Here is a 23,520-nt window from a genome sequence, read left to right on the forward strand (position 1 = left end):
AGCAATGTCGCGTATCGGCAAGCTCCCCATCCAGGTTCCCGCCGGTGTGGACGTCACCATCGATGGCCGTACGGTCGCGGTGAAGGGCCCCAAGGGTTCCCTCACGCACACCGTCGCCGCGCCGATCGAGATCGTTAAGGGTGAGGACGGCGTGCTCAGCGTCACCCGCCCGAACGACGAGCGTCAGAACAAGGCCCTTCACGGCCTGTCCCGCACGCTGGTGGCGAACATGATCACCGGTGTGACCCAGGGGTACACCAAGGCGCTCGAGATCAGCGGTGTCGGTTACCGCGTCGCCGCGAAGGGCTCCAACCTGGAGTTCCAGCTCGGTTACAGCCACTCGATCCTGGTGGAGGCGCCCGAGGGCATCTCCTTCAAGGTCGAGTCGCCGACCAAGTTCTCGGTCGAGGGCATCGACAAGCAGAAGGTCGGCGAGGTCGCCGCGAACATCCGCAAGCTGCGGAAGCCTGACCCGTACAAGGCCAAGGGCGTCAAGTACGCGGGCGAGGTCATCCGCCGCAAGGTCGGAAAGGCGGGTAAGTAAGCCATGGCATACGGTGTCAAGATTGCTAAGGGCGACGCGTACAAGCGCGCTGCCATCAAGCGACGCCACATCCGCGTCCGCAAGAACGTCTCCGGTACTCCGGAGCGTCCTCGCCTGGTCGTGACGCGTTCCAACCGCAACATCGTGGCCCAGGTCATCGACGACATCGCGGGCCACACGCTCGCGTCGGCGTCGACCCTGGACGTCTCGATCCGCGGTGGCGAGGGCGACAAGAGCGCCCAGGCCAAGCAGGTCGGTGCCCTGGTCGCTGAGCGCGCCAAGGCCGCCGGCGTCGAGGCCGTCGTGTTCGACCGTGGTGGCAACAGGTACGCCGGGCGCATTGCCGCTCTGGCTGACGCCGCCCGCGAAGCCGGGCTGAAGTTCTAAGCCCCGGTTCCGGGACTAACGGACGTAACAGAGAGAGGTAAATCCAATGGCTGGACCCCAGCGCCGCGGAAGCGGTGCCGGTGGCGGCGAGCGGCGGGACCGGAAGGGCCGTGACGGCGGCGCAGCTGCCGCCGAGAAGACCGCGTACGTTGAGCGCGTTGTCGCGATCAACCGCGTCGCCAAGGTTGTGAAGGGTGGTCGTCGCTTCAGCTTCACCGCGCTGGTCGTGGTGGGCGATGGTGACGGCACCGTCGGTGTCGGTTACGGCAAGGCCAAGGAGGTGCCGGCCGCCATCGCCAAGGGTGTTGAGGAGGCCAAGAAGCACTTCTTCAAGGTCCCCCGTATCCAGGGCACCATCCCGCACCCCATCCAGGGCGAGAAGGCTGCGGGCGTCGTCCTGCTGAAGCCCGCTTCCCCCGGTACCGGTGTTATCGCCGGTGGCCCGGTGCGCGCCGTTCTGGAGTGCGCCGGCGTCCACGACATCCTGTCGAAGTCGCTCGGCTCCGACAACGCGATCAACATCGTGCACGCGACCGTGGCGGCCCTCAAGGGCCTGCAGCGTCCCGAGGAGATCGCGGCTCGCCGTGGTCTGCCCCTCGAGGACGTCGCCCCCGCGGCTCTGCTGCGTGCACGTGCGGGAGCGGGTGCGTAATGGCCCGCCTCAAGATCACGCAGACGAAGTCGTACATCGGCAGCAAGCAGAACCACCGCGACACGCTGCGTTCGCTGGGCCTCAAGCGGCTCAACGACGTGGTTGTCAAGGAGGACCGCCCCGAGTTCCGCGGAATGGTGCACACCGTCCGCCACCTCGTGACGGTTGAGGAGGTCGACTGACATGGCGGAGAACAACCCGCTGAGGGTCCACAACCTCCGTCCTGCCCCGGGCGCCAAGACCGCCAAGACCCGTGTGGGTCGTGGTGAGGCGTCCAAGGGTAAGACCGCTGGTCGTGGAACCAAGGGCACCAAGGCCCGTTACCAGGTTCCGGAGCGCTTCGAGGGCGGGCAGATGCCCCTCCACATGCGTCTCCCGAAGCTCAAGGGCTTCAAGAACCCGTTCCGTACCGAGTACCAGGTCGTCAACCTGGAGAAGCTCGCTTCGCTCTACCCCGAGGGTGGCGAAGTCACGGTGGCCGGTCTGGTCGCCAAGGGTGCGGTTCGTAAGAACAGCCTCGTCAAGGTCCTGGGCCAGGGCGAGATCTCCGTGGCGCTGACGGTGACGGTTGACGCCGTTTCCGGCTCCGCCAAGGAGAAGATCACCGCCGCCGGCGGTAGCGTCACCGAGCTCGTCTGAGACCAGTTCAGTGGCTGAAAGCTGAAACATCCGACCGGGGATGCCCTCTCAAATGGGGCATCCCCGGTTGGTCGTTCCAAGGGGGGCACTGTCGCCGGTAAGGTGGCGTGCACTGTTGCTGTAAAGATGCGGGGGCTCTGCCCTCGTGCCCGTATGGTCCGCTTCCGCAGGGGCTGTATGGGATTGCCTGATTCGTATTCGTCGATCCTCAAGACCGTCACCTCTGACGCAGTAGCGCGGGGGTCGCAGGAGGCACCGTGCTCACCGCGTTCGCCCGGGCGTTCAAGACGCCCGACCTGCGCAAGAAGCTGCTCTTCACGCTCGGCATCATCGTGCTGTACCGGATCGGGTCGCACATCCCGGTCCCCGGCATCGATTACCAGAACGTACAGATCTGTGTCAAACAGGCTTCAGAGAGCAACAACAGCCTGTTCGGCCTGGTGAATATGTTCAGTGGCGGCGCGCTGCTGCAGATCACCATCTTCGCGCTGGGCATCATGCCGTACATCACGGCGAGCATCATCCTGCAGCTGCTGACCGTGGTCATTCCGCGGCTGGAGGCCCTCAAGAAGGAGGGCCAGTCCGGTACCGCGAAGATTACGCAGTACACCCGATATCTCACGGTCGCTCTCGCGGTGCTGCAAGGCACCGGCCTGGTCGCCACGGCTCGCAGCGGCGCGTTGTTCAGTGGCTGTCAGGTCGCCAATCAGATCGTGCCGGACCGATCCATCTACACCACCATCGTCATGGTCGTCACCATGACCGCGGGCACCGCCGCCACCATGTGGCTCGGTGAGCTGATCACCGACCGCGGCATCGGCAACGGCATGTCGATCCTGATGTTCATCTCGATCGCGGCCGGCTTCCCGGGCGCGCTGTGGGCCATCAAGGAGAGCGGCAAGCTCGCTCAGGGCTGGATCGAATTCGGCACCGTCATCCTGATCGGCTTTGTGATGGTGGGCCTGGTCGTCTTTGTGGAACAGGCCCAGCGGCGCATTCCGGTTCAGTACGCCAAGCGCATGATCGGCCGCCGCTCCTACGGCGGCACTTCCACGTACATCCCGCTCAAGGTGAACCAGGCCGGTGTCATCCCGGTCATCTTCGCCTCGTCGCTGCTGTACATCCCGGCGCTCGTGGCGCAGTTCTCCAGCGGCACCTCCGGGTGGAAGACGTTCATCGAGTCGTACTTCGTCAAGGGTGACCACCCCTACTACATCACCGCGTACTTCTTCCTGATCGTGTTCTTCGCGTTCTTCTACGTGGCTATCTCGTTCAACCCCGAGGAAGTCGCGGACAACATGAAGAAGTATGGTGGCTTCATCCCGGGAATCCGGGCTGGTCGACCTACTGCCGAGTATCTGAGCTATGTGCTCAACAGGATCACTTGGCCGGGCTCGCTGTACCTGGGTCTGATTGCTCTTGTCCCGACGATGGCGTTGGCAGGCTTCGGAGGCGCGAACCAGAACTTCCCGTTCGGCGGGACGAGCATCCTCATCATCGTGGGTGTGGGTCTGGAGACCGTGAAGCAGATCGAGAGCCAGCTCCAGCAGCGCAATTACGAAGGGTTCCTCCGCTGATGCGAATCGTCCTCGTCGGGCCTCCTGGTGCCGGCAAGGGAACGCAGGCTGCGTACCTTGCCGAGAACCTGTCGATCCCGCACATCTCAACGGGCGACCTCTTCCGCGCCAATATCAGCAAAGGCACCGACCTCGGTCGGAAGGCCAAGTCCTACATGGACGCGGGAGAGCTGGTGCCCGATGAGGTCACCATCGGCATGGCCAAGGACCGGATGGAGCAGCCGGACGCCGGGAACGGCTTCCTGCTCGACGGCTTCCCGCGCAACGTCTCGCAGGCCGAGGCGCTGGACGCGATGCTGAAGTCCGAGGGCATGACGCTGGACGCGGTGCTGGACCTCGAGGTCCCCGAGGACGAGGTCGTGAAGCGGATCGCGGGCCGTCGCATCTGCCGCAACGACTCGAGCCATGTCTTCCACGTGACCTACTCGCCGCCGAAGCAGGACGGTGTCTGCGACACCTGCGGCGGCGATCTGTATCAGCGCGACGACGACTCCGAGGGCACGGTGCGGAAGCGTCTTGAGGTCTACCACACCCAGACCGAGCCGATCATCGACTACTACCGGGGCCAGGGCCTCGTGGTGACGATCTCGGCCCTGGGCAAGGTCACCGATGTGACCCGGCGCGCGATGGACGCGCTGAAGAAGCCCGAGACGGCCTGACGGCAGGCGTTACCCGACAGTACGGCCGCGGTGCCCCGAGGGGTGTCGCGGCCGTACTGTTGAGCGGTGTCCCAGGGCATCGGCCCATAATTGAGCGACCACAGCGGAGCGCCACCGCCTCCGCGAAGGCGGCGGCGATGAGTCCGCGCGGAGGGTGAGGCAAGGCCATGGTGCAGATCAAGACCCCGGAGCAGATCGCGAAGATGCGCGAGGCGGGGCTGGTCGTCGCGGCGATCCACGCAGCGACCCGCGCGGCCGCCGTGCCCGGCGCCACCACCAAGGACCTCGACGAGATCGCCCGCAAGGTGATCGCCGATCACGGCGCGAAGTCGAACTTCCTCGGGTACGGCGGATTCCCCGCGACGATCTGCACCTCGGTCAACGAGATCGTCGTCCACGGCATCCCGGACGAGAAGACCGTCCTCAAGGACGGCGACATCCTCTCCGTCGACGCCGGCGCGATCATCGACGGCTGGCACGGCGACGCGGCCTTCACCGTCTTCGTGGGCGAGGGCCACGCTCCGGAGCTGATCGAGCTGTCCCGGGTGACCGAGCAGTCGATGTGGGCCGGGATCGCCGCGATGAAGCCGGGCAACCGGCTGGTGGACGTCTCCCGCGCCATCGAGACCTACATCCGCCGCCAGCCGAAGCCCGGCGGCGGCCGGTACGGGATCATCGAGGACTACGGCGGCCACGGCATCGGCACCGAGATGCACATGGACCCGCATCTGCTGAACTATGTCGCCCGCAAGCGCGGCAAGGGCCCCAAGCTGGTGCCCGGCTTCTGTCTGGCGATCGAGCCCATGGTCTCGCTCGGCACCCCGCAGACCGAGGTGCTCGCCGACGACTGGACCGTGATCACCACGGACGGCACCTGGTCCTCGCACTGGGAGCACTCGGTGGCGGTCACCGAGGAGGGCCCGCTGGTGCTCACCGCGCCGGACTGCGGCCGCGCCAAGCTCGCGGAGCTGGGCATCACCGCCGCCCCCGACCCGCTGGGCTGAGCCCGTCCGGGGCCCGCGCGGGCCCGCCGGACCGCACCGCGCGCCGGCCTCGGCGCGCCGGCGGATCCCGCCCCGTCCCGATCCGCCCGGTCCGAAGTCGGACCGGGCCTTTCGGGTTCCGGGGCGTAAGGATCTTCCCGGGTGGGCAATCATCCAGGATTAGTCATTTCGAATGGGCTGACGTAGACTGATGCGTCGGCTCTCGTGTACCCGTGTGTCTGCACACGGCGGCGGGAGTCGATCAAGGTAGCCGATTCGAAGGGCGAAGCGTGGCCAAGAAGCAAGGTGCCATCGAGATCGAGGGCACCGTGATCGAGTCCCTCCCGAACGCGATGTTCAAGGTGGAGCTTCAGAACGGTCACAAGGTCCTCGCGCACATCTCCGGCAAGATGCGGATGCACTACATCCGAATCCTTCCGGACGACAGGGTCGTGGTGGAGCTGTCTCCGTACGACCTGACGCGTGGCCGGATCGTCTACCGGTACAAGTAGATCTTGTCGCGCCCTTCCCGGTTCCGGGGCGGGTGTCGGCACTGACCCGGAGAACCTCACCCCATGAAGGTCAAGCCGAGCGTCAAGAAGATCTGCGACAAGTGCAAGGTGATCCGCCGTCACGGCCGGGTCATGGTCATCTGCGACAACCTGCGCCACAAGCAGCGCCAGGGCTGACGCACGCCGACCTGCACCATCGCAGTTCTTCGCGCGACGCGAGCAATTCGTACATACGCAGAACCCGCCCAGCCCGAAAGGGCCGGCGACACCTCCGGCGGGGGCCGGGGACCCGGACGTACCACTCCACAGCAGTGGGGTCGGCGGTCGGGATCCGGTTCTGTGGAAGACCCCCAGAAACACAGGAGCCGTTGAATGGCACGCGTTTCCGGTGTCGACATCCCGCGTGAAAAGCGCGTGGAGATCGCACTCACCTACGTCTTCGGTATCGGGCGCACCCGGTCCAAGGAGATCCTCGCCACGACCGGCGTGAACCCGAACACCCGCGTTCGCGACCTGGCCGAAGAGGACCTGGTCAAGATCCGCGAGTACGTGGACGCCAACCTCCGCACCGAGGGCGACCTCCGTCGTGAGATCCAGGCCGACATCCGCCGCAAGGTCGAGATCGGCTGCTACCAGGGTCTGCGTCACCGTCGCGGCCTGCCGGTCCACGGCCAGCGCACCAGCACGAACGCTCGTACCCGCAAGGGCCCGCGTCGCGCCATCGCCGGCAAGAAGAAGCCGGGCAAGAAGTAGTCCTCAGCGGACGCTGCGGAACGCCGGAGGGCGACCTCCGGGCCCCGCACAGCCAAGCGGTCTTCGCTGTAGGACCGACCACCTCCCGTAGGAGATATAGATGCCCCCCAAGGGTCGTCAGGGCGCTGCCAAGAAGGTGCGCCGCAAGGAAAAGAAGAACGTCGCTCACGGCCACGCGCACATCAAGAGCACGTTCAACAACACCATCGTCTCGATCACGGACCCGTCCGGCAACGTGATCTCCTGGGCCTCCGCCGGCCACGTCGGCTTCAAGGGCTCGCGCAAGTCCACCCCCTTCGCCGCGCAGATGGCCGCCGAGTCGGCCGCCCGCCGCGCGCAGGAGCACGGCATGCGCAAGGTCGACGTCTTCGTCAAGGGTCCCGGCTCCGGCCGTGAGACCGCGATCCGCTCCCTCCAGGCCACCGGCCTCGAGGTCGGCTCGATCCAGGACGTCACCCCCACCCCGCACAACGGCTGCCGTCCGCCCAAGCGTCGTCGCGTCTGACGCTCGCTTGAGCCGAGTGGCTGTGGTTACGGGCGGTACGGCTCCTTCGGGTCGTGCCGCCCGTACCCTTGTAAGACATCCGTCGGGCGTCAAATAGCGGGCGCCCACGACTGAAGGATTTCCCCATGCTGATCGCTCAGCGTCCCTCGCTGACCGAAGAGGTCGTCGACGAGTACCGCTCCCGGTTCGTGATCGAGCCCCTGGAGCCGGGCTTCGGCTACACCCTCGGCAACTCCCTCCGCCGTACGCTCCTCTCCTCGATCCCGGGTGCGGCGGTCACGTCCATCCGCATCGACGGCGTCCTGCACGAGTTCACCACCGTGCCGGGTGTCAAGGAGGACGTCACCGACCTGATCCTCAACATCAAGCAGCTGGTCGTCTCCTCGGAGCACGACGAGCCGGTCGTGATGTACCTGCGCAAGCAGGGCCCGGGTCTGGTCACCGCCGCCGACATCGCGCCCCCGGCCGGCGTCGAGGTGCACAACCCCGACCTGGTCCTCGCCACGCTGAACGGCAAGGGCAAGCTGGAGATGGAGCTGACCGTCGAGCGCGGTCGCGGCTATGTCTCCGCCGTCCAGAACAAGCAGGTGGGCCAGGAGATCGGCCGGATCCCGGTCGACTCCATCTACTCCCCGGTGCTCAAGGTCACGTACAAGGTCGAGGCGACCCGTGTCGAGCAGCGCACCGACTTCGACAAGCTGATCGTCGACGTCGAGACCAAGCAGGCGATGCGCCCGCGCGACGCCATGGCGTCCGCCGGAAAGACCCTGGTCGAGCTGTTCGGTCTCGCCCGCGAGCTGAACATCGACGCCGAGGGCATCGACATGGGCCCGTCCCCCACGGACGCCGCCCTCGCCGCCGATCTCGCGCTGCCGATCGAGGAGCTGGAGCTGACGGTCCGCTCCTACAACTGCCTCAAGCGTGAGGGCATCCACTCCGTGGGCGAGCTGGTCGCGCGCTCCGAGGCGGACCTGCTGGACATCCGCAACTTCGGCGCCAAGTCGATCGACGAGGTCAAGGCGAAGCTGGCGGGCATGGGCCTGGCGCTCAAGGACAGCCCCCCCGGATTCGACCCGACCGCCGCCGCCGACGCCTTCGGCGCCGACGACGACGCGGACGCCGGTTTCGTGGAGACCGAGCAGTACTGATCCTCCTCCGGCGGGGCCCGCGGATTCGCTCCGCGGGCCCGGCCCGAGTTCTCGACCGCCGGACGGGCCCTTTCCCGGGCCCTCCGCCGGAGCGCCGGGCCTCACCGCCCGGCCGGACTTCCCCGAGGCAGCCGCCCCGGGGGAACTGACACCGGTACCTGACACGGCCGGTGCAGCACACAAGGAGAAACACCATGCCGAAGCCCGCCAAGGGCGCCCGTCTGGGCGGCAGCGCCGCGCACGAGCGTCTGCTCCTCGCGAACCTCGCGAAGCAGCTGTTCGAGCACGGCCGCATCACCACGACCGAGGCCAAGGCCCGCCGCCTGCGTCCGGTCGCCGAGCGCCTGATCACCAAGGCGAAGAAGGGCGACATCCACAACCGTCGCCTGGTGCTGCAGACGATCACGGACAAGGGCATCGTGCACGCGCTCTTCACCGAGATCGCTCCGCGGTACGCCGAGCGCCCGGGTGGCTACACCCGTATCACCAAGGTGGGCAACCGCCGCGGTGACAACGCGAAGATGGCCGTGATCGAGCTCGTCGAGGGCGAGATCGCGAAGAAGGCCACGGTCGACGAGGCCGAGGCCGCCACCAAGCGCGCGGTGAAGGAGGACGCCCTCAAGAAGGAGTCCGCCGAGACCGAGACCGTCGAGGACGCCAAGCCGGCCGAGGCCGCCGCGGAGTCCAAGGACGCCTGATCCGGGCTCCCCGCGAGAGCGGGGACGCTCCGGACGGCCGAGCCGCCCCTCGCCGGGCGGCCGCGCGTCCTGGCGATCGGTGAACGGGCCCGTTCCCCTCGGGGAGCGGGCCCGTTCCGCTGTCCCGGGGCTCTGAGAGGATCTGTTGCGTGAGTGATGACGTGGAGCCCGGCTCGGTCCGGGTGCGGCTGGATCTGTCGTACGACGGAAAGGACTTCTCCGGGTGGGCCAAGCAGGCCGGCGGCCGGCGCACCGTCCAGGGCGAGATCGAGGACGCGCTGCGGACCGTGACCCGGTCCTCCCGGACGTACGAGCTGACCGTGGCGGGCCGCACCGACGCCGGAGTGCACGCGCGCGGACAGGTGGCCCATGTGGATCTGCCCGCGGAGGTCTGGGCCGAGCACCGGGAGAAGCTGCTCAAACGGCTCTCCGGGCGGCTCTCGCGCGATGTGCGGATCTGGCGGGCCGCGGAGGCCCCCCAGGGGTTCAACGCGCGGTTCTCGGCGATCTGGCGGCGTTACGCCTACCGGGTGACCGATCACCCCGGGGGCGTCGACCCGCTGCTGCGCGGCCATGTGCTCTGGCACGACTGGCCGCTGGACGTCGACGCCATGAACGAGGCCTCGGCCCGGCTGACGGGCGAGCACGACTTCGCCGCGTACTGCAAGAAGCGCGAGGGCGCGACGACCATCCGCACCCTTCAGCGGCTCTCCTGGGAGCGGGACGCGTCCGGGATCGTCACCGCGACGGTGCGCGCCGACGCCTTCTGCCACAACATGGTGCGCTCGCTGGTCGGCGCCCTGCTCTTCGTCGGCGACGGGCACCGGCCGCCCGAGTGGCCCGCGAAGGTGCTGGCGGCGGGGGTGCGGGACTCGGCCGTGCATGTCGTCCGGCCGCACGGGCTGACCCTGGAGGAGGTCGGCTACCCCGCCGACGAGCTGCTGGCCGCCCGGAACCGGGAGGCCCGCAACAAGCGTTCGCTGCCCGCGTCAGCCGGCGGGATCGGCGACTGCTGCTGACGCCTGGGCGTTGCCCCGGCGCACGATCTGGCGGAAGGTGAACTCCGCCAGATCGTCGCCGACCTGGTACGCGGCGCGGTCGCCGGTGGTCACGGACTTGGCCGAGGTGTAGCCGGTCGCGGTGAAGTAGGCGTAGCGCCCGTAGGAGTTCGCGGTGTAGCGGCAGACCGGGCCGCCCTTGCAGAAGGTGGGGACGCCGGGGCTCATCAGCGGGGCGACGGTCTTGCCCCTGGTGGTCTTCGCGACCGCGCGGCGGGCCTCGCTCTCCTGGCCGAAGACCGCGACCCCGACGGTCACCGCGAGTCCCTCGCGGCTGTAGGTGACGCGGAAGACCTGGTCACAGCCGTTGTCGCGGAGGACCGCGCCGAGGCCGCCCTGGGTGGCGGGGGCGCAGTCGGCGGTGCGGGCGGTCGCGCCCTTGGCGTACGCCCGGCCGCCCATGGTGAGCTTCTTGCCCGGGAAGAGGGTGTCGGCGCTGAGCGGGGCGGTGTCCTTCCGCTCGCTGGAGATGAAGTCCTTCGGGTTCGGCGGGGCCGGCGGGGCGACGGAGGAGAAGGCGGGCTCGGGCCGGGTGGAGTCGCTGGGCAGCTCCTGGGGGCCGGGCAGTCCGCTCGCGGTGGCCGAGGGCGACTTCGCGTCGCCGTCCGCGTTCTTCTGGGAGGAGACGATCGCGGTCGCGACGAGACCGGCGACCGCTGCGGTGGCCAGCACTCCGCCGCCCACGGTGAGCCGGCGCCTGCGGCGGGCCCGGGACGCCGAGGCGTCGGCGAGCGCGGCCCAGTCCGGGGTCCCGTCCGGCGGCGGCGGTCCCTGCGCGCCGAAGGGATCCGCCGGGCCCTGCCGTGAGCCGTACGGGTCCTGCTGGGCGCCGTAGGGATCCTGCTGGGCGCTGTACGGGTCCTGCTGGGCGCCGTACGGGTCCTGCCGCGAGCCGTACGGATCCTGCTGCTGTCCGCCGGACCCCCACGGAGGTCCCCCCTGCCCAAAGCTCATGCCGCGCATCCTAAACCGGTTGGGCGGCACGGGTCCCGGGGGCGAGAATCGCGGTATGGGACATCTTGAGGCGGCACATCTGGAGTACTACCTTCCCGATGGGCGGGTGCTGCTCGGCGACGCTTCGTTCCGGGTGGGAGACGGCGCGGTGGTCGCCCTGGTCGGGGCCAACGGCGCGGGCAAGACCACCCTGCTGCGGCTGATCGCGGGGGAGCTGGAGCCGCACGGCGGCTCGGTGCGGGTCAGCGGCGGGCTGGGGGTGATGCGGCAGTTCATCGGCTCGGTGCGGGACGAGCGGACCGTACGGGATCTGCTGGTGTCGCTGGCCCAGCCCCGGGTGCGCGAGGCGGCGCTGGCGGTGGACGAGGCCGAGCGGCTGATCATGACGGTGGACGACGAGGCCGCGCAGATGCGGTACGCGCAGGCGCTCAGCGACTGGGCGGAGGCCCGGGGCTATGAGGCGGAGACCCTCTGGGACATGTGCACCACGGCCGCGCTGGGCGTCCCCTACGAGCGGGCCCAGTGGCGGGAGCTGCGGACGCTGAGCGGCGGCGAGCAGAAGCGGCTGGCGCTGGAGGCGCTGCTGCGGGGTCCGGAGGAGGTGCTGCTGCTGGACGAGCCGGACAACTATCTGGACGTGCCCGGCAAGCGCTGGCTGGAGGAGCGGCTGAAGGAGACCCGTAAGACGGTGCTCTTCGTCTCCCACGACCGGGAGCTGCTGGCGCGCACGGCGGAGAAGATCGTCAGCGTGGAGCCCAGCCCGGCCGGTTCGGACGTCTGGGTGCACGGCGGCGGATTCGGTACGTATCACGAGGCGCGCGCGGAGCGGTTCGCCCGGTTCGAGGAGCTGCGGCGGCGCTGGGACGAGAAGCGGGCCCAGCTCAAGCGGCTGGTGCTGGACATGCAGCAGTACGCGTCGCGCAGCGACGAGATGGCGTCGCGCTACCAGGCGGCGAAGACCCGCTTCCGGAAGTTCGAGGAGGCCGGGCCGCCGCCCGAGCCGCCGCGCAAGCAGGAGATCCGGATGCGACTGCGCGGCGGGCGCACCGGGGTGCGGGCGGTGACCTGTGAGCGGCTGGAGCTGACCGGGCTGATGAAACCGTTCGACCTGGAGGTCTTCTACGGCGAGCGGGTCGCGGTCCTCGGTTCGAACGGCTCGGGGAAGTCGCACTTCCTGCGGCTGCTGGCGGGGGAGGGGACGGTGGCGCACACCGGGGCGTGGAAGCTGGGCGCCCGCGTCGAGCCCGGCCATTTCGCGCAGACCCACGCCCATCCCGAGCTGCTGGGCCGCACGCTGGTGGACATCCTGTGGACCGAGCACGCCAAGGACCGGGGCGGGGCGATGTCGGTGCTGCGGCGGTACGAGCTGGAGGGCCAGGGCGACCAGAGCTTCGACAAGCTGTCGGGCGGGCAGCAGGCGCGCTTCCAGATCCTGCTGCTGGAGCTGCGGGGCACCACGGCGCTGCTGCTGGACGAGCCCACGGACAACTTGGACCTGGAGTCGGCGGAGGCGCTCCAGGAGGGGCTGGAGGCGTACGAGGGGACGGTGCTGGCGGTGACCCACGATCGCTGGTTCGCACGTACGTTCGATCGCTATCTCGTCTTCGGCTCCGACGGGGTGGTCAGGGAGACCCCGGAGCCGGTGTGGGACGAGCGGCGGGTCGACCGGGCCCGATAGATTTTCCGCCGTTCTCCGGCCGGTTCTCACGGGGCTCCGGGGGGTTGCGGGGCCCCCGGAGCGCCCCGCGTTTTGACCCGTCCGGCGGTGCGCGGGTAAGCTGCTGCTTCGTTATGCGTATTGGCTTGCTCTATCTCACGTGAGGGGCCCTTACGCCGGTCCACCGGCCGATGACCAGCGGCAAGCACCCGGGTTGCGTCCCCGTCGTGCTGCCAGCGCTGGTGTGATCGTCCGGCTGGCCTTGTCAGGACCCGCTCCCAGAGCCCTCGGGCTCAGGGAGACCCACTCACTGAAGAAGCGAAGGCTACGACCGTGCGTACGTACAGCCCCAAGCCCGGCGATGTCACGCGCCAGTGGCACATCATCGACGCGCAGGACATCGTCCTGGGCCGTCTGGCGACTACGGCAGCGAACCTCCTCCGGGGCAAGCACAAGCCGATCTACGCCCCCCACATGGACATGGGCGACTTCGTCATCATCATCAACGCCGAGAAGGTTCACCTCTCCGGCAACAAGAAGACCCAGAAGATGGCGTACCGCCACTCCGGCTACCCGGGCGGTCTGCGCTCCGTCCGCTACGACGAGCTGCTGGCCAAGAGCCCCGAGAAGGCCGTGGAGAAGGCCATCAAGGGCATGATCCCGAAGAACACCCTGGGCCGTCAGATGCTCTCGAAGCTGAAGGTCTACGCGGGCGAGAACCACCCGCACGCTGCTCAGCAGCCTGTACCGTTCGAGATCACCCAGGTCGCGCAGTAGTTCCGGCCATCCCCTAAGACGAAAAGAATCTGAGGAACATCGTGGCCGAGACCACCGCCGAAGCCCCCGTCGTCGAGGGCGAAGAGACCGAGACCTACGCCGAGGTCACCACCTTCGAGTCGGAGGCGCCCGTCGAGGGCGAGTACACCTCCGAGTCCCTCGCGTCCCGTTTCGGTGACCCGCAGCCGGCCGCCGGCCTGGGTCGTCGCAAGAACGCCATCGCCCGCGTCCGGATCGTCCCGGGCACCGGCAAGTGGAAGATCAACGGTCGCACCCTTGAGGACTACTTCCCCAACAAGGTGCACCAGCAGGAAGTCAACGAGCCCTTCAAGGTGCTCGAGCTCGACGACCGCTACGACGTCGTGGCCCGTATCTCGGGCGGCGGTGTCTCCGGTCAGGCCGGCGCGCTGCGCCTGGGTGTGGCCCGTGCGCTGAACGAGGCGGACGTGGACAACAACCGCGCCCCGCTGAAGAAGGCCGGCTTCCTGAGCCGCGACGACCGCGCGGTCGAGCGCAAGAAGGCCGGTCTGAAGAAGGCCCGTAAGGCCCCGCAGTACAGCAAGCGTTAATCGCCTGCTCGGTCTGCTTTTTCGTACGCCCCGGCAGCACTCCGTGCTGCCGGGGCGTACGTCTTTCCATACCCGGGTCCGTGATCACGCCCATTTACCACGGTCCGGAGCGCACATTCACCACCACCTCGGGCGTAGAACGGGCATAAAGCGTTCATAGGCTTGCTGTTTCGGAGCATCACGGACCAATTTCGGAGGACAGCTGTGGGACGACTCTTCGGCACGGACGGTGTGCGCGGTGTCGCCAACGCGGATCTGACGGCGGAGCTGGCGCTGGGCCTCTCGGTCGCCGCAGCGCATGTGCTCGCCGAGGCGGGAACCTTCGCGGGACACCGGCCGACCGCCGTGGTCGGACGCGATCCACGGGCGTCGGGAGAGTTTCTGGAGGCCGCCGTCGTGGCGGGCCTCGCGAGCGCCGGGGTGGATGTGCTCCGCGTCGGCGTGCTGCCCACTCCGGCGGTGGCGTATCTGACCGGTGTGCTCGACGCGGACTTCGGTGTGATGCTCTCCGCCAGCCACAACGCCATGCCGGACAACGGCATCAAGCTCCTCGCCCGCGGCGGGCACAAGCTCGCCGACGAGCTGGAGGAGCGGATCGAGGCGGTCTACGAGCAGCACCGGACCGGCGCTCCGTGGGACCGGCCGACCGGGGCGGGCGTCGGGCGGGTCACCGACTACGACGAGGGCTTCGAGAGGTACGTCGCCCATCTCGTCGCCGCCGTGCCCAACCGGCTCGACGGGCTGAAGATCGTCCTGGACGAGGCGCACGGCGCGGCGGCCAGGGTGTCGCCGGAGGCCTTCACCCGGGCCGGCGCCCAGGTCGTCACCATCGGCGCGGCCCCCGACGGGCTCAACATCAACGACGGCTGCGGCTCGACCCATCTGGGGCAGCTCAGGGCCGCGGTCGTCACCCACGGAGCCGACCTCGGCATCGCCCACGACGGCGACGCCGACCGCTGCCTCGCGGTGGACGGCTCCGGCGAGGAGGTCGACGGCGACCAGATCCTCGCCGTCCTGGCGCTGGCGATGCGCGAGGCCGGGACGCTCCGCGGGAACACCGTGGTCGGGACGGTCATGTCCAACCTCGGCTTCAAGATCGCGATGGAGCGCGAGGGGGTGGAGCTGGTGCAGACGGCCGTGGGCGACCGCTACGTCCTGGAGTCGATGAAGCGGGACGGGTACGCGCTCGGCGGGGAGCAGTCCGGGCATGTGATCATCCTCGATCACGCCACCACCGGGGACGGGACCCTCACCGGTCTGCTGCTGGCCGCGCGGGTCGCGTCGACCGGGCGCTCGCTGGCGGAGCTGGCCGGGGTGATGGAGCGGCTGCCCCAGGTGCTGATCAATGTGCCGGATGTCGACAAGTCGCGGGTGCGTACGTCGGCGGAGCTGGCGAACGCGGTGGCGGAGGCGGAGCGGGAGCTGGGGGCGACGGGGCGGGTGCTGTTGCGGCCGTCCGGGACGGAGCCGCTCGTACGGGTCATGGTCGAGGCGGCGGACATCGAGCAGGCCCGCTCTGTCGCGGAGCGCCTCGCCGACGCGGTCAAGTCCGCCCTCGGCTAGGCCGCGGGCCGCGTGGCGCCTGGCGCCGGGGGGTTTGCGCCTTTCGGCGCCGGGCGGGGTGGGGGTTGTGCGTTTCGGTGTGGGTGGGTGTCGGCCGCGGGTCGTTCTTGGCTCGGGTTCGTCCTCAATCGCCGGACGGGCTGGGTTTGCCGGCCGGGTCGGGATTGCTCGCCGGGGCGCGTTTGCTCGCCTGGTCGGGGTTGTTCGCCGGGTCGGGATCGTTCGCCGGACGGGCTGGATTCGTTCCCCTCGGCGGGCGTTTGATTTCCAGCCTCGCCGGTGCTTGGGGCGAGGGGAACAACTCAGCCTGTAGGCGTTTGGGGCGCGGGGAACAACTCAGCCTCGCCGGCGTTTGAGGCGCGGGGGGCGGGGCGGAGCCCCGGGGGTGGCCGTCTGGTCGGCTGCGGGGCCCTGTGGCCCGGGTTCGTCCTCAATCGCCGGACGGGCTGGGTTTGCTCGCCCGGTCGGGATTGCTCGCCGGGGCGCGTTCGCTCGCCGGGTCGGGATTGCTCGTCCGGTCGGGTTGGCGCGCCCGGTCGGGATCGTTCGGCGAGGTGGGATTGCTCGCCCGGTCGGGATTGCTCGCCGGGTCGGGATTGCTCGCCCGGTCGGGATTGTTCGGTGGGGTGGGGCGGAAGGGGCGGTGGGGGAGGGGGATTTTCTGGATGAGGAGGGTGAGGGTGCCCGCGAGCACGATGCCCAGGAGATTGAGCAGGAGCTGCTCCACCGACCCCACCGCCTGCCGGTACTCCCCGAAACTGAACGCCACCGCCGCGTTCGCCGCCGCCGGCACCGTCGTCACCGAGATCGCCACCCCCACCAGCGCCCCCGACTTCGCCGACGTCAGCGACAGCATCCCCGCCATCCCCGCCAGCGCCGACACCACGAGCGAGAACGCGTCCGGCTGGAAGATGAAGCTGGTGTTGGGCCGCGCCGCGTCCAGCATCGCCGTGTCGAACAGCTCCAGCCACGCCATCAGGAAACTGAAGCCCACGGTGATCAGCATCGCCGCCGCGAACCCCGCCACCACCGCGATCAGCGACCGCCGCACCAGCGCGGCGGACCGGCGCACCACCCCCGTACAGATCCCCGCGAGCGGCCCGAACTCCGGCCCCACCGCCATCGCGCCCACGATCAGGATCGGGTTGTCGAGCACCACGCCGCAGGCCGCGATCATCATCGCCAGCGAGAGGAAGGCCAGGTAGGTGACGGAGAGCGTCGACTCCTCGTGGGTCGCCTCCGTCAGCTGCTCCCAGAGCACGGCGTCCGCGCTCTCCCCGGGGGCCGCCCGCTCCGCCTTCTCGGCGTGCTCGGAGAGCGAGAGATCGATGTTCTCGACGGCGATCGACCCGCACTCGTCGATCCCGAGCGACCGCAGACCGCCGATCAGCTCGTCCCCGGCCTCCCGCGCCACATCGCACAGCACCAGATCGCCCCGCGGGTGCAGGGCCGCGCCGGGCACCACCGCCACATGGGTGGTGCCGACGGTCCGCTCCACCAGCCGCACCACCTCGGCGGTGCGGTCGGCCGGGGTGATCAGACGCAGATGGAGCACGGGCGGGAGTCCCCTCAGAGCTTGCGCAGCGACAGACGCTGGACCGTGTGGTCCGGGCCCTTGCGCAGCACCAGATTGGCACGTCCGCGGGTGGGAGCCACGTTCTCCAGAAGGTTCGGCCGGTTGATCGTCCGCCACATGGTGCGGGCGTACTCCAGGGCCTCCTCCTCGGAGACCTGGGTGTACTTGCGGAAGTACGAGAACGGATTCTGGAACGCCGTCTCGCGCAGCTTGCGGAACCGGCTCAGATACCAGCGCTCGATGTCCTCCGGCCGGGCGTCCACATAGACCGAGAAGTCGAAGTAGTCGGCGAGACCCATTCGGGTGCGTCCGTCGCTGCCCGGCTGCGCGGGCTGGAGGACGTTGAGCCCCTCCACGATCAGGATGTCGGGACGGCGGACGGTGAGCCGCTCGCCGGGGACGATGTCGTAGATCAGATGGGAATAGACCGGTGCGGTGACCTCGTCCCGGCCCGCCTTGATGTCGGCGACGAAACGGGTCAGCGCCCGCCGGTCGTACGACTCGGGGAAGCCCTTCCGCGACATCAGCCCGCGGTTCCGCAGCTCCTTCATCGGATAGAGGAAGCCGTCGGTGGTGACCAGCTCCACCCGGGGGTGCTCGGGCCAGCGGGCGAGCAGGGCCTGGAGGATGCGGGCGACGGTGGACTTGCCCACCGCGACCGAACCGGCGATCCCTATGACGAAGGGCGTGCCGCGCTGCTCGCCCTGCCCGCGGCCCGCGTCCCCGAGGAAGGTGTTCAGCGCGCCGCGCAGCTCGCCGGTGGCCTGGACATAGAGATTGAGCAGCCGGGAGAGCGGCAGATAGACGTCCCGCACCTCGTCCAGGTCGATGACGTCGCCCAGCCCGCGCAGCCGCTCGACCTCCTCGGCGCTGAGCGGCAGCGGGGTCTTGTCCCGCAGGGCGCTCCACTCCGCGCGCGTGAGGTCGACGTACGGCGTCGGCCCGTGCTCGGCGCGGCGGTGGGCGCCGGAGGACGTGCCCGGCGATCCGTTCGGCGGCGTGCCCGGCGACGCGCTCGGCGGTGTGCCCGGTGTGCTCTGTGCTGGCGAAGAGATCACCCTCATATTGTCGGGGGTGCGCGCGTCCCTCGGGTGGTGTGCTCGGTCACGCGGGGGAGCCGCCGTAGGCTGCCGACATGTGCGGAATCGTGGGTTACGTCGGCGGTCGGTCGGCGCTCGACGTGGTGGTCGCGGGGCTGCGGCGGCTGGAGTACCGGGGCTACGACTCCGCCGGCGCGGCGGTCCTCTCCGACGGCGGGCTGGCCGCCGCGCGGAAGGCGGGCAAGCTCGTCCATCTGGAGAAGGAGCTGAAGGACCGGCCGCTGCCCGACGGGTCCGCCGGCATCGGCCACACCCGGTGGGCCACCCACGGCGCGCCGAACGACGCCAACGCGCATCCGCATCTGGACAACGCCGGGCGGGTCGCCGTCGTCCACAACGGCATCATCGAGAACTTCGCCCCGCTGCGCGCGGAGCTGGCCGGCCGCGGACACACGCTCGGGTCCGAGACGGACACCGAGGTCGTCGCGCATCTGCTGGCCGAGTCCTTCTCCTCGTGCGGGGATCTGGCGGAGGCGATGCGACAGGTCTGCCGACGGCTGGAGGGCGCGTTCACGCTGGTCGCGGTGCACGCGGACGAGCCGGACGTGGTGGTCGGGGCGCGCCGGAACTCCCCGCTGGTGGTGGGCGTCGGGGAGGGCGAGTCCTTTCTCGCCTCGGACGTGGCCGCCTTCATCGCCCACACCCGGTCCGCGCTGGAGCTGGGCCAGGACCAGGTGGTGGAGCTGCGCCGGGACGGGGTGACCGTCACCGGCTTCGACGGGGCTCCGGCCGAGGTACGGGCGTACCACGTGGACTGGGACGCCTCGGCCGCGGAGAAGGGGGGTTACGACTGCTTCATGCTCAAGGAGATCGCCGAGCAGCCGAGGGCCGTCGCCGACACCCTGCTCGGCCGGATCGACGGCGCGGGGGCGCTGGTCCTCGACGAGCTGCGGATCCCGGCCGCCGTGCTGAAGGAGACCGCGAAGGTCGTGATCGTCGCCTGCGGGACGGCCTTCCACGCGGGGCTGGTCGCGAAGTACGCCGTCGAGCACTGGGCCAGGATCCCGTGCGAGGTGGAGCCGGCCAGCGAGTTCCGCTACCGGGACCCCATCCTGGACGACCGCACGCTGGTGATCGCGATCTCCCAGTCCGGCGAGACGATGGACACCCTGATGGCGCTGCGCCACGCCCGTGAGCAGGGCGCGCGGGTGCTGGCCGTCTGCAACACCAACGGGTCGACGATCCCGCGCGAGTCGGACGCGGTGCTCTACACGCACGCCGGTCCCGAGGTGGCCGTGGCGTCCACCAAGGCCTTTCTGACGCAGCTGGTGGCCTGTTACCTGGTGGCGCTGTATCTGGGGCGGGCGCGCGGGACGCTGCGGGACGAGGAGGTCCGCGCCGTCGTCGGCGAGCTGGCCGCCGTGCCGGGCGCGATCGAACGGGTGCTGGCGGCCATGGATCCCGTACGGGAGCTGGCGCGCTCGCTGTCCGGCGCGGGCGCGGTGCTCTTCCTGGGGCGGCATGTGGGGTATCCGGTGGCGCTGGAGGGGGCGCTGAAGCTGAAGGAGCTGGCGTACACGCACGCGGAGGGGTTCGCGGCGGGGGAGCTGAAGCACGGGCCGATCGCGCTGATCGAGGAGGGCCTGCCGGTGGTGGTCGTGATGCCGTCGCCCGGGCGGAGCCCGGTGCTGCACGACAAACTGGTCTCCAACATCCAGGAGATCCGCGCGCGCGGGGCCCGGACGGTCGTGCTCGCGGAGGAGGGGGATGATGCGGTGGCGGCGTACGCGGACCTGCTGATCCGGGTGCCGGCCGTGCCGGCGCTGCTGCAGCCCCTGGTGGCGACGGTGCCTCTGCAGGTCTTCGCCTGTGAGATGGCGACCGTGCGGGGGCACGATGTCGACCGGCCGAGGAATCTGGCGAAATCTGTGACGGTGGAGTGAGCGGATGATCATTGGGGTGGGGATCGATGTCGCGGAGATCGACCGGTTCGCCGCGTCCCTGAGGCGTACGCCCGGGATGGCGGCGCGGCTCTTCCTGGAGCGGGAGCTGCTGCTGCCCAGCGGAGAGCGGCGCGGGCCGGCCTCGCTGGCGGCGCGGTTCGCCGCGAAGGAGGCGCTGGCGAAGGCGCTCGGCGCGCCGGCCGGGCTGCACTGGACTGACGCCGAGGTCTACGTCGAGGACAACGGCCGCCCGCGGCTGCGGGTGTACGGGACGGTCGCGGCGCGCGCGGAACAGCTGGGGGTGCGTTCCTGGCACCTCTCGTTGAGCCATGACGCGGGGGTGGCCTCGGCGGTGGTGATCGCCGAGGGGTGAGCCCCCCTCGGCGGGAGGCGACCCGGGCGGCCCGGGGTCCTGACCCGGCAGGCAAATCCAGCCTGTCCGGCGTTTGAGGACGGACCTTGGGTGCGGGGGCGTGAGGCCGGTCGGGTGGCCGTTCTCGGGGCTCCGCCCCGAACCCCGCGCCTCAATCGCCGGCGGGGCTGGGTTCTTTCAAGCCCGTCCGGCGTTTGAGGACGGACCCGGGGCACAGGGGCCTGAGGCCGAACAGGCGGCCGTTCTCGGGGCTCTGCCCCGAACCCCGCGCCTCAATCGCCGGCGGGGCTGGTTTTCCCCATTCCGCCCGGCGTGGCAGGGGCACTGGCTCGTCGGTCGAGCGATGCCGACCCGGCAGGCAAACCCAGCCTGTCCGGCGTTTGAGGACGGACCTGGGGCGCGGGGGCGTGAGGCCGGCCGGGTGGCCGTTCTCGGGGCTCTGCCCCGAATCCCGCGCCTCGATTGCCGGCGGGGCTGGAAATTGAGCGCCCGGCGTGGCAGGGGCACTGGCTCGTCCGGCGAGCGATGCCGACCTGGCAGGCAAATCCAGCCTGTCCGGCGTTTGAGGACGGACCTTGGGTGCGGGGGCGTGAGGCTGAGCAGGCGGCCGTTCTCGGGGCTCTGCCCCGAACCCCGCGCCTCGATTGCCGGCGGGGCTGGGTTCTTTCAAGCCTGTCCGGCGATTGAGGACGGACCAGGGGCGCGGGGGCCCGAAGCAGGACAGGTGGTCGGATGGCGGGGGCCCCGCCGCCCTCCCGGCCGATGAGAGGGAGGGGGGCGGGGCCGGTCTTGGGGTGGGTGGGGTCAGGGGGATGTCATTCGGCGGCGCAGGGCCAGGGCGGCCGCGCCGAGGGCGGTGAGGGCCGCCGCGGCGAGGGCGAACGGGAGCACGGTCGCGCCGGTGGAGGCGAGCTTGCCGTCTCCGCCGTGGGCGGAGCCCCCGCCGGTCCCTCCGCCGCCCGCGGTTCCGCCGGAGGCCGAGCCTCCGGAGCCCGAGGAGTCGCCCGAGCCTCCCGAGTTCGAGCTTCCGGAGCTTCCGGAGTCGCCCGAGCCCCCGGCGGATCCTTCGCCTCCGCCGGAGTCGCCCCCGTCGGAGTCGCCGCCCCCGGAGCCGTCCGGCCCGGGATCCGGGTCGTTCGGCGACGGTGAGGGCGACGGGTCGGGATCGGGGTCGGGGGCCGCTGTCACGGACACCTCCGCCCCTGTTGAGCGGGTGCTGCCGACGGGGTTGGAGAACACCGCGCGGTAGCGGTTTCCGTCGTGCTCCACGGTGGCGCGGAAGGAGAACTCCGGGCCGTAGGAGTCCGCTATCGGCTGCCAGCTCCTGCCCTCGTCGGTGCTGACCTCCCAGGTCGCGCTCGGCTCCGGCGTCCCCTCGCCGGCGGCCTTGAGCACCGCCTGCTTCCCGGCCCGGACGGTGACCGCCTTCGGCTCGGCGGTCACGCCCGGCGAGACCTGGCGCTGGGTCTGGACGACCTTGCCCGTGCCGTTGGAGACGGTGAAGAGGGTGTGGTTCTTCGCGTCCAGGGCCAGTCCGGTCGGCCTCTTGCCGGTCTCCAGCACCTGGAGGACCTTGTGCCGCGCCGGGTCCACGACGGCGACCGTGCCGCCGGTGAACTGGGCGGCGTAGAGCGTGCCGGTGCCGGAGTCGTACGCCAGGGACTGCGGGTTCCCGCTCACCGTCACCGAGCCGGTGACCTTGTGGCTCTCCAGGTCCACGATCGAGACGGAGTTGACGCCCATGTTGGCGACGTATCCGGTGCCGGTCTCGGAGTCGACGGCCACGCCCTGGCTGCCCATGCCGGTGGTGCCGAGGCTGAGGCTGCCGGTGAGTCTGCCGGTGGCCCCGTCGATCCCGTCGAGGTTGTTGGTGAGGACGCTGTCCCCCTGGGCGCGGCCGACGTACACCGCGTAGCCGATGTGCCGCTTGGTGTCCACGGCGAGATCGGCCGCCGTGAAGGCGAGCGCGGCGGGTTCGCCGACCGCCTTCCAGCCCTTGGCGTCCTTGGTGTCGTACACGGTCACCGTGGGTTCGTCGCGGTTCTTGTTGGCGACGTAGAGCCGGTCGGCGGCCGGGTCCATGGCCAGCCGGCCGACGCTCTCCTTCACCACGGGCGTCCGATTGTCGATGATCTTGCCAGTTTTGGTGTGGTACGTCGCCACGCGGTCGTCGAGGCCGAGATGGAGCGCGCCGGACCCCGCGTCGAGCGCCATCGACTGCGCGACGCCGGGCAGTTCGACCGGGTCGCCGACCGGCGCGCCGGTGAGGGTGTCGTAGACGCTCAGCCGTCCTTCGGGGGCGGTGCCCGTGCCGCTGACGTAGACCCGACCGGCGGCGGGATCCACCGCCGCGCTCACCACGCCGCCCGAGGTCGGCGCGTACTGCCGCACCTCGGTGTGGCGGACCGTGCCCGGAGGGGTCTCGGGGGTGGGCGGGGAGCCCTTGCCGAAGGTGATCGGGACGATCACGTCCTGTTTCCGGTCGGAGATGTCCGTGTGGTCGGCGCGGGTGACGATCGCGCAGGACTCCTTGGCGCAGTCGGCGTTGCTGTCCTTGATCTTGACCGTCAGATCGAAGGTGAAGCCGCCCTTGCCGTCCTTGACGGTGAAGGGGCGGACGAGGTCCTTGGCGTAGTCCGGCGGGTTGTTGGAGATCCAGATGGAGGAGCCCGATCCGCCGGTCAGGTCCATGCCGCCCAGGCAGGGGCTCGGCGGTTCGCCGGGTTTCTTCGGGATCACGCAGACGGCGAGGTAGACGCCCTGGGCGGGGTCGTAGCCGGAGCCGGTCACGGTGACCCGCTGGCCCGCCGGGTCGATGTCCTTGACGGCGGAGACGGTCAGCTTCTGGCCGGTGGGGCCCGTGGCCTCGCCGGGGTCGGCCGCCCGCGCCGGGCCCGCGGCGGTCAGGCCCGCCACGAGCAGCAGCGCGGCGGCCATGACCCGCCGTCCTCGT

Annotated in this window: 24 protein-coding genes and 1 pseudogene; 21 read left to right on the forward strand and 4 right to left on the reverse strand. The window is 70.0% G+C overall.

Features of this window, described 5'->3' with window-relative positions; all coding sequences use genetic code 11:
- Nucleotides 1-4 precede the first annotated feature (4 nt).
- The 15 genes from rplF to truA all read left to right on the forward strand — a co-directional run bounded on the left by rplF (nt 5) and on the right by truA (nt 10,076).
- Nucleotides 5-544 carry a 50S ribosomal protein L6 gene (gene rplF, locus ACF089_RS11290; RefSeq protein WP_392024927.1) on the forward strand — a complete coding sequence of 180 codons (540 nt, stop codon included), beginning with the start codon at nt 5-7 and terminating at the stop codon, nt 542-544.
- Between the two features lie 3 nt (nt 545-547).
- Entirely contained in the window at nt 548-931 is a 384-nt protein-coding gene (rplR, locus tag ACF089_RS11295) for a 50S ribosomal protein L18 (RefSeq protein WP_392024930.1), read from the forward strand.
- A gap of 46 nt (nt 932-977) precedes the next feature.
- The gene (gene rpsE, locus ACF089_RS11300) at nt 978-1,583 is read left to right on the forward strand and encodes a 30S ribosomal protein S5 (RefSeq protein ID WP_005313527.1); all 606 of its coding nucleotides are present in this window, start codon (nt 978-980) and stop codon (nt 1,581-1,583) included.
- Nucleotides 1,583-1,765, forward strand: a complete 183-nt coding sequence (rpmD, locus tag ACF089_RS11305) for a 50S ribosomal protein L30 (RefSeq protein WP_005313525.1) — start codon at nt 1,583-1,585, stop codon at nt 1,763-1,765. Before rpsE ends, rpmD begins: the two co-directional genes overlap by 1 nt.
- 1 nt (nt 1,766) lies before the next feature.
- A complete protein-coding gene (rplO, locus tag ACF089_RS11310; protein ID WP_392024932.1) occupies nt 1,767-2,222 on the forward strand; it encodes a 50S ribosomal protein L15 in 456 nt (151 codons plus the stop codon).
- Between the two features lie 257 nt (nt 2,223-2,479).
- Nucleotides 2,480-3,799: a preprotein translocase subunit SecY gene (secY, locus tag ACF089_RS11315; protein WP_392024934.1), complete on the forward strand. Its 1,320-nt coding sequence runs from the start codon at nt 2,480-2,482 to the stop codon at nt 3,797-3,799.
- Nucleotides 3,799-4,458, forward strand: coding sequence for an adenylate kinase (locus tag ACF089_RS11320; protein ID WP_392024936.1), 660 nt, complete (start codon nt 3,799-3,801; stop codon nt 4,456-4,458). Before secY ends, ACF089_RS11320 begins: the two co-directional genes overlap by 1 nt.
- Nucleotides 4,459-4,625: 167 nt before the next feature.
- Complete coding sequence (gene map, locus ACF089_RS11325) at nt 4,626-5,462, forward strand: type I methionyl aminopeptidase (RefSeq protein WP_392024939.1); 837 nt, start codon at nt 4,626-4,628, stop codon at nt 5,460-5,462.
- Between the two features lie 269 nt (nt 5,463-5,731).
- A complete protein-coding gene (gene infA / locus ACF089_RS11330; protein ID WP_003956442.1) occupies nt 5,732-5,953 on the forward strand; it encodes a translation initiation factor IF-1 in 222 nt (73 codons plus the stop codon).
- 63 nt (nt 5,954-6,016) lie between these two features.
- Entirely contained in the window at nt 6,017-6,130 is a 114-nt protein-coding gene (gene rpmJ, locus ACF089_RS11335; protein ID WP_003956441.1) for a 50S ribosomal protein L36, read from the forward strand.
- A gap of 195 nt (nt 6,131-6,325) precedes the next feature.
- Nucleotides 6,326-6,706 (forward strand): 30S ribosomal protein S13, encoded by a 381-nt coding sequence (gene rpsM, locus ACF089_RS11340; RefSeq protein WP_190121688.1) that lies wholly within the window; start codon nt 6,326-6,328, stop codon nt 6,704-6,706.
- Nucleotides 6,707-6,806: 100 nt separating this feature from the next.
- Nucleotides 6,807-7,211 (forward strand): 30S ribosomal protein S11, encoded by a 405-nt coding sequence (gene rpsK / locus ACF089_RS11345; RefSeq protein WP_003956432.1) that lies wholly within the window; start codon nt 6,807-6,809, stop codon nt 7,209-7,211.
- Nucleotides 7,212-7,336: 125 nt separating this feature from the next.
- Nucleotides 7,337-8,359: a DNA-directed RNA polymerase subunit alpha gene (locus ACF089_RS11350; protein WP_003956430.1), complete on the forward strand. Its 1,023-nt coding sequence runs from the start codon at nt 7,337-7,339 to the stop codon at nt 8,357-8,359.
- A gap of 194 nt (nt 8,360-8,553) precedes the next feature.
- The gene (rplQ, locus tag ACF089_RS11355) at nt 8,554-9,057 is read left to right on the forward strand and encodes a 50S ribosomal protein L17 (RefSeq protein WP_392024944.1); all 504 of its coding nucleotides are present in this window, start codon (nt 8,554-8,556) and stop codon (nt 9,055-9,057) included.
- Nucleotides 9,058-9,206: 149 nt separating this feature from the next.
- Nucleotides 9,207-10,076, forward strand: a complete 870-nt coding sequence (gene truA / locus ACF089_RS11360) for a tRNA pseudouridine(38-40) synthase TruA (protein WP_392024946.1) — start codon at nt 9,207-9,209, stop codon at nt 10,074-10,076.
- Here truA and ACF089_RS11365 read toward each other — a convergent pair.
- Nucleotides 10,047-11,069: a hypothetical protein gene (locus ACF089_RS11365; protein ID WP_392024949.1), complete on the reverse strand. Its 1,023-nt coding sequence runs from the start codon at nt 11,067-11,069 to the stop codon at nt 10,047-10,049. The two genes, truA and ACF089_RS11365, sit on opposite strands and share 30 nt — an antisense overlap.
- A gap of 55 nt (nt 11,070-11,124) precedes the next feature.
- Here ACF089_RS11365 and ACF089_RS11370 point away from each other — a divergent pair, with 55 nt between their 5' ends.
- The 4 genes from ACF089_RS11370 to glmM all read left to right on the forward strand — a co-directional run bounded on the left by ACF089_RS11370 (nt 11,125) and on the right by glmM (nt 15,635).
- The gene (locus ACF089_RS11370) at nt 11,125-12,747 is read left to right on the forward strand and encodes an ABC-F family ATP-binding cassette domain-containing protein (RefSeq protein WP_392024951.1); all 1,623 of its coding nucleotides are present in this window, start codon (nt 11,125-11,127) and stop codon (nt 12,745-12,747) included.
- 312 nt (nt 12,748-13,059) lie between these two features.
- Complete coding sequence (gene rplM / locus ACF089_RS11375; RefSeq protein ID WP_351547811.1) at nt 13,060-13,503, forward strand: 50S ribosomal protein L13; 444 nt, start codon at nt 13,060-13,062, stop codon at nt 13,501-13,503.
- 41 nt (nt 13,504-13,544) lie between these two features.
- The gene (gene rpsI, locus ACF089_RS11380; RefSeq protein WP_392024953.1) at nt 13,545-14,072 is read left to right on the forward strand and encodes a 30S ribosomal protein S9; all 528 of its coding nucleotides are present in this window, start codon (nt 13,545-13,547) and stop codon (nt 14,070-14,072) included.
- 204 nt (nt 14,073-14,276) lie between these two features.
- Nucleotides 14,277-15,635, forward strand: coding sequence for a phosphoglucosamine mutase (gene glmM / locus ACF089_RS11385; RefSeq protein ID WP_392024955.1), 1,359 nt, complete (start codon nt 14,277-14,279; stop codon nt 15,633-15,635).
- Nucleotides 15,636-16,290: 655 nt separating this feature from the next.
- Here glmM and ACF089_RS11390 read toward each other — a convergent pair.
- Nucleotides 16,291-17,190: pseudogene (locus ACF089_RS11390) on the reverse strand (DUF389 domain-containing protein); the annotation flags it as partial.
- A gap of 14 nt (nt 17,191-17,204) precedes the next feature.
- Nucleotides 17,205-18,275: a type I pantothenate kinase gene (gene coaA, locus ACF089_RS11395; protein ID WP_392024957.1), complete on the reverse strand. Its 1,071-nt coding sequence runs from the start codon at nt 18,273-18,275 to the stop codon at nt 17,205-17,207.
- 71 nt (nt 18,276-18,346) lie between these two features.
- Between coaA and glmS the strand changes: the two genes are divergently transcribed.
- A complete protein-coding gene (gene glmS, locus ACF089_RS11400) occupies nt 18,347-20,194 on the forward strand; it encodes a glutamine--fructose-6-phosphate transaminase (isomerizing) (protein ID WP_392024959.1) in 1,848 nt (615 codons plus the stop codon).
- A gap of 4 nt (nt 20,195-20,198) precedes the next feature.
- Nucleotides 20,199-20,567 (forward strand): holo-ACP synthase, encoded by a 369-nt coding sequence (locus tag ACF089_RS11405; RefSeq protein ID WP_392024962.1) that lies wholly within the window; start codon nt 20,199-20,201, stop codon nt 20,565-20,567.
- A gap of 804 nt (nt 20,568-21,371) precedes the next feature.
- On the opposite strand, the gene ACF089_RS11410 is transcribed toward ACF089_RS11405, so the two are convergent.
- Entirely contained in the window at nt 21,372-23,504 is a 2,133-nt protein-coding gene (locus ACF089_RS11410; RefSeq protein WP_392024964.1) for an endoglucanase, read from the reverse strand.
- Nucleotides 23,505-23,520 lie beyond the last annotated feature (16 nt).

The sequence above is a fragment of the Streptomyces sp. NPDC014894 genome (genome assembly GCF_043080985.1).
Classification (GTDB): domain Bacteria; phylum Actinomycetota; class Actinomycetes; order Streptomycetales; family Streptomycetaceae; genus Streptomyces.

Bases quoted from the DNA above. Each gene is read 5' to 3' on its own strand.
- rpsK (WP_003956432.1), top strand. From the start codon at position 6,807: ATGCCCCCCAAGGGTCGTCAGGGCGCTGCCAAGAAGGTGCGCCGCAAG.
- ACF089_RS11320 (WP_392024936.1), top strand. From the start codon at position 3,799: ATGCGAATCGTCCTCGTCGGGCCTCCTGGTGCCGGCAAGGGAACGCAG.
- ACF089_RS11365 (WP_392024949.1), bottom strand. From the start codon at position 11,069: ATGAGCTTTGGGCAGGGGGGACCTCCGTGGGGGTCCGGCGGACAGCAG.
- ACF089_RS11405 (WP_392024962.1), top strand. From the start codon at position 20,199: ATGATCATTGGGGTGGGGATCGATGTCGCGGAGATCGACCGGTTCGCC.
- ACF089_RS11350 (WP_003956430.1), top strand. From the start codon at position 7,337: ATGCTGATCGCTCAGCGTCCCTCGCTGACCGAAGAGGTCGTCGACGAG.
- rplR (WP_392024930.1), top strand. From the start codon at position 548: ATGGCATACGGTGTCAAGATTGCTAAGGGCGACGCGTACAAGCGCGCT.
- rpsM (WP_190121688.1), top strand. From the start codon at position 6,326: ATGGCACGCGTTTCCGGTGTCGACATCCCGCGTGAAAAGCGCGTGGAG.
- glmS (WP_392024959.1), top strand. From the start codon at position 18,347: ATGTGCGGAATCGTGGGTTACGTCGGCGGTCGGTCGGCGCTCGACGTG.
- rplO (WP_392024932.1), top strand. From the start codon at position 1,767: ATGGCGGAGAACAACCCGCTGAGGGTCCACAACCTCCGTCCTGCCCCG.
- map (WP_392024939.1), top strand. From the start codon at position 4,626: ATGGTGCAGATCAAGACCCCGGAGCAGATCGCGAAGATGCGCGAGGCG.
- rpmD (WP_005313525.1), top strand. From the start codon at position 1,583: ATGGCCCGCCTCAAGATCACGCAGACGAAGTCGTACATCGGCAGCAAG.
- ACF089_RS11410 (WP_392024964.1), bottom strand. From the start codon at position 23,504: ATGGCCGCCGCGCTGCTGCTCGTGGCGGGCCTGACCGCCGCGGGCCCG.
- rplF (WP_392024927.1), top strand. From the start codon at position 5: ATGTCGCGTATCGGCAAGCTCCCCATCCAGGTTCCCGCCGGTGTGGAC.
- coaA (WP_392024957.1), bottom strand. From the start codon at position 18,275: ATGAGGGTGATCTCTTCGCCAGCACAGAGCACACCGGGCACACCGCCG.
- rpsE (WP_005313527.1), top strand. From the start codon at position 978: ATGGCTGGACCCCAGCGCCGCGGAAGCGGTGCCGGTGGCGGCGAGCGG.
- rpmJ (WP_003956441.1), top strand. From the start codon at position 6,017: ATGAAGGTCAAGCCGAGCGTCAAGAAGATCTGCGACAAGTGCAAGGTG.
- ACF089_RS11370 (WP_392024951.1), top strand. From the start codon at position 11,125: ATGGGACATCTTGAGGCGGCACATCTGGAGTACTACCTTCCCGATGGG.
- rplQ (WP_392024944.1), top strand. From the start codon at position 8,554: ATGCCGAAGCCCGCCAAGGGCGCCCGTCTGGGCGGCAGCGCCGCGCAC.